This is a genomic window from Bacillus cereus group sp. MYBK14-1 (genome assembly GCF_051916885.1).
GTDB classification, from domain to species: domain Bacteria; phylum Bacillota; class Bacilli; order Bacillales; family Bacillaceae_G; genus Bacillus_A; species Bacillus_A cereus.
This window is the reverse complement of the sequence record NZ_JBQAHM010000043.1, coordinates 1-4,156: the sequence shown is the minus strand read 5'-3', so window position 1 is coordinate 4,156 and position 4,156 is coordinate 1. Positions and strand designations below refer to the sequence as shown.

The following is a 4,156-nucleotide window of genomic DNA, read 5'->3' as shown; positions in this document are numbered from 1 at the left end:
TGTAAATCTCGATAGAGATTATAACGCAGCTATCAATATCAAAAATGAAGCAATACGCCTATTGGCGTTAGCATAGATAGCAATAAAATAACCCTTGGAACAAGGGAGTTAACTCGGCTGTCTTAGGACGAATTCGTTAGCTACCAAAAGTAACGACTAACCGAGAAGCCCCCACTTCAAACAGTCCGTTAGGACGTTAAGTGGCGGGTAGTTCACCATGCATCCTAAATAATTAAGTTGGTTCGTATCAATGATGTAATGAACAAGCCTACTAATATTTCTTAACTAGAATTTATATTTTGTTCGTATAAAAAAGTGTCCATAACAGATTCTTATTCTTTGTTATGTTAAAACTACACAATTAACGTATTAAAAACCTTTTTTAGGCATAACAAGAATTGATGGTCATACAATGATATAGAAAGGTCTATCCAACATATAGATTACCTCTGGCACTCTGAAAAGACACCTAATTAAGGTGTCTTTTTACTTTTTATTAAAGTACAGGATAAGCTTAACCGCGCCTATTCCATTTATTCAGTTAACACTCCAATCGTATTAAGAGCGTCTACTGCCCCGGATGTTCTTTTTCTATTGAACAAAATCGTTATTTCAAGTGAATAAAAAAGAGCACACATATAAGTGTGCATCTAGACTAAAAGGGTTGAACTTATGGAGTGGAGTGCCCCATACAATAATATATGCTTGTCTGATTTAAAGGTGACAAGTTGTTTATAAAAACGCTATTTGGTATGAAAATGTAAGAGCACTCCGTAGAGTGCACTTCTGTAACGACTATCCACTCTAAAAAGATAGGATGGAATATATCATATGAAGTGATGTTTGTTTAATTGGGTGTCTTTCTTACGATTAGTCAACTGTTTTTTAGAGCTATAATTGATTGAATTCCAGAAATTTCAAGCCGAATAGAATGCAAACCAAATACCCCTAATATGTGTTCATTTTTTACTAGGGGGAAGATATGGTATGATGGATGAAACTATGGTTTCAGGCGGTTAACCGATAATCATAGTGCATATTATGTGTAATGAGATAGAAGAGAAGCTTCAATAATTTATTTACACATGCAATGGACGCAACTTTATGACACTTGTTATAAGGTTGCGTTTTTAATTTATCGTAATACTCAACAATATGATTTTGTCCGTAACGTCGTTGTTTAATCATGTTCTGGATGATAAGGAAAAGGAGCTTCCGCAAATGCTTATTTCCACGTTTATTGATTTTATCTTTAAAAAAGGTTTTACCTGATTGAAAACGGCGTATATCAATACCAGCAAATGCATTGAGTTGCTTGTTATTGTTAAAACGAGTAATATCTCCTATTTCAGCCATCAAGCGTACGGCAGTATTGGGTCCAATCCCAGGGAGACTGCGAATGATATCATATTCTGCACGTTGCTTAGCTACATACACCATCTTGCTAATACAGCTTTCTTTTTGGTGAAGAAGCTCTTGATAGCGCCTTGCGTATAATTTGAGCTGGTCACACAGAACATCGTTCTGAGAAACAGCAGGATAGCAAATTTCCGCTATTTCAAGTATCTGAATCGCTTTTTTCTCCGCCGTAATATTTGATATTTTTTTATTGGTGTTGGCACGAATACGATTTTTTATAATGGTTTTAGAAAGACCTAAAACACAATCTGGGTGGGGAAATAGTTGAACAAAATTTAAAAACAAATCAGATTTACTAGTAAATATTCTTTCCAATTCTGGAAATGTTAATTGGATTACTTTATGCATACGGCCGCGAATTATTGATAATTCATCATCCAGTTCACTATATAATCTAGATAGAGATTTTAACTGATAGAATAAATTATCAGTTTCGGTAGATACCCTTCGGGTAACTGTAAAATGGGTGAGAGCTAATCGGTGTGCGTCGCTTCGGTCTGTCTTATGAATCCGCAAGGAATCACATTGTATTTTGGCTTCTAATGGATTTAATAAACAATATGTATACTGGTTATTTTGCATAAATCGTTCTAGCTGTCTGGAATAGATCCCTGTTGCTTCGAATACAATTTTAGGTGATTCGCCGGTTTCATCTGTAAGATTATGTATCTTTTCTTGTAGTTTTTTAAAATCAGGCTTAGAATGCTTGATTTCACTTTCGAATACGCATTGTTTTTGTGCATTATAAATTACCATATAACTTTTACCCATACTGACATCAAATGCAATAACGTGTTTCATATAGCTCCTCCTCAGGTGGAATTGAAGTCTTCAACTTACACTTATCGATTCTCATTTCTTATACACGATCTCGAAGACCAACATACTAAAAACTGATTCAAATAAGGTAAGTGAAGAAGGTCAGTTTTGTATACGGATTCAGGATCCCAAGACACCCACGACCTTCTCTTCACTTCTACTATATAAAAAATAGTAGTGCGAACCAATGCCTTGGTCTGCACTACTAATCTTAGTATGTTTTGTATAAAAAAACATTTTACACATCAAAAAAAGCGCTTATATAGCGCTTTTTGAAAAGTAGGTTTCAGATCACACTCCCACATGTGACCTAAATACATGTGCACAAGTAGTATATATGAATTTTAATTAAATTGTGCAAATAAATTAACAATACAGGAGTGGAGTGAAATAGGCCTTGTTTGAATATATGGGAAATAATTAAAAAAAAGCTAGTTCGTATCAATGATTAAGCCTACTAAAAATTTTTTCATTAGAATTTACTGTGTCCGTTATTCGTAACAAAATCATTAACTAAACAAATATACAATAAACGTATTTAAAAGATATTTAAAAACTATTTAAATCATAACGAAAATTCATAATCATACAATGATACAGAAAGGCTTTTCACATGGTATCTTTCTCTTAAACCCGAAAAGACATCTAATTAAGGTGTCTTTTTATTTTTCACCTTTCAAGGAGAACAAGCATATATTAGAGTATAGGACGAGCTTGAACGCTTCTCCTCCATTCTAAGTTTTGGTTAGAACTCCTTATACATTAAGAGCATCTATTGTCCTGGATGCTCACTTTTTATTGAAAAAATGTGCGTTTAATGCTCTGTAGACGGAGATATAGAGTTAGTAATAACTATCGAAATTGATAAAATGCTGTGAAATAGTATTATTTCACAGCACCTATTTTTTGTACGTAGATTTTCTAAACTTTTTAATGATAATACTTAAAATATGAAGAATGTAATTGAGTTTCAATTGAAGTTCTAACAAAATGTCCAAATTTGATTAATTAGTACAGCCATTAGTCAATTAACAAACACTTGTACTAGTTTAGTAATGATAAATAAGATTGGGGAAAATGTATAGAATGAAGATTCAACATAGAAATAACTCATATACATTCACATCGAAAAAGGTTGTCTCATAATATATTAAGACTGTTCTATTAAGATGTTATAAGGGCGTGAGTATATGGAAGACGTAAATGTGAAAATTGACAGTCTAAAATCAGAACACAAAGAGATCATGCGTGATATTCGTAATTTAGAAACTCGAATAATAATTAACGAGAAAGACATTTCTACAATTAATAAGCAATTAGAAAAAATCAGCACAAATACTTCTTGGATTTTACGGATAATTATCAGTACGATAATTATGGCTGTTCTAGGTTTGATACTAAGGGGGACAATTTGAAATTCCAAAAAATACTTTTGAAAGAGAGACAAGTGTCTTTCTATTTTTTTGAAGAAGTATATGTTGGAAAGAGATGGTGCACGCCCCCCCTTTTTTTATCATTTAATTAGTTAGGATTACAAATTAAAATGGTGACAAATTATGTCATAGTTATATAGAAGGTTTGATGCCTAGAGAAAAAGATGAAATGATTATAATAGTTAATCAAATAAAAAATTACAGTGGGATGATTGGCGCATGAATTTGGTGTTTCAACATAAAGATTTTTCTGTTAAATTCAATATATAAGTATTTTAATTTTATGAATATGGATTGCTTGTATAGGTTCATTCATCTTTAGTCATATAATGTTAATATTTTAGTATTAGGTTTGTGCATTTTTAATAAATTAATTTTATGTAAAAGGTGCCAAGAAATACTTTGTAGTTTTATTTCTTGGCGTGGGTATTTATTTGGGTCATTTGGATGCCGACCTTACAATAGTATATGTCCGATATATGGAA

At 32.3% G+C, this 4,156-nt stretch carries 2 protein-coding genes and 1 pseudogene; 2 read left to right on the top strand and 1 reads right to left on the bottom strand.

Translation table 11 applies throughout. From position 1 onward, the window contains the following. A pseudogene (locus tag ACTFR3_RS30385) lies at positions 1-76 on the top strand (RNA-guided endonuclease InsQ/TnpB family protein); the annotation flags it as partial. A 932-nt stretch (positions 77-1,008) separates the two neighbouring features. Here the strand turns inward: ACTFR3_RS30385 and ACTFR3_RS30380 are convergent. Continuing rightward, complete coding sequence (locus ACTFR3_RS30380; protein ID WP_102957213.1) at positions 1,009-2,220, bottom strand: IS110 family transposase; 1,212 nt, start codon at positions 2,218-2,220, stop codon at positions 1,009-1,011. 1,208 nt (positions 2,221-3,428) lie between these two features. On the opposite strand from ACTFR3_RS30380, the gene ACTFR3_RS30375 reads away from it, so the two are divergent. Next, a complete protein-coding gene (locus tag ACTFR3_RS30375; protein ID WP_098282302.1) occupies positions 3,429-3,653 on the top strand; it encodes a hemolysin XhlA family protein in 225 nt (74 codons plus the stop codon). Positions 3,654-4,156 lie beyond the last annotated feature (503 nt).